This is a genomic window from Mesorhizobium sp. L2C084A000 (assembly GCF_000502875.1).
Taxonomy (GTDB): domain Bacteria; phylum Pseudomonadota; class Alphaproteobacteria; order Rhizobiales; family Rhizobiaceae; genus Mesorhizobium.
In genome coordinates this window covers 1-631 of the sequence record NZ_AYWX01000050.1, presented here as the reverse complement: position 1 = coordinate 631, position 631 = coordinate 1, and the positions used below count along the sequence as shown (strand labels likewise).

At 59.0% G+C, this 631-nt stretch carries 1 protein-coding gene; it reads right to left on the bottom strand.

Translation table 11 applies throughout. The features are described from left to right. On the bottom strand, positions 1–631 hold a 631-nt coding region (locus X735_RS0135725; protein ID WP_031214098.1), incomplete at both ends, for a CocE/NonD family hydrolase.

The window sequence follows — 631 nt, the reverse complement described above, 5'->3', positions numbered from 1 at the left end:
AGCAGGCTCCACCGAGTCGAGCATCCAGCTACGCAACATTGGCTCCCGCATAATGCCGGTATCCTCGCCCTTCAACCAGTGATCCCACCAGCGCAGGCATTCTTGCAGAAAACCGATGGCGGGACCGGGAACACCATAATGAGGGTATTTATGACCCCAGGGCCCAATCAGCCCTCTGCGTGGCCCCTTTAGCTTCGAGAGAAGCCGGAATACTGCGTTGGAATAGCCATCTGCCCAGCCACCGACTGCGAAAACCGCGCAATCGATTGCCCCATGATCTTCGCAGACTGACCCTTGCTTCCAGAACTCATCGCGGCGCTGATGCGTAAGCCAGTCGATCATAGTTGGCCGCGCATTCTCCAGCCGCTCCATCCACATCGAGCGCCAGTGGTCTTCGCCCACAATTTCGGGATCGGGCGACTGCGTCATGCGCACGAAACAAGACGTGCCCCAAACCAACGTATCGTTGAGGACGCACCCGCCCATATAGTGCACATCATCGGCGAAGCGATCATCAGTCGAGCAGGCTGTGATGATCGCCTTCAGGCCCTTGGGCTGGCGCGCGGCGACTTGCAAGGCGCTGAACCCACCCCACGAGATGCCGATCATTCCCACATTGCCACTGCACCAG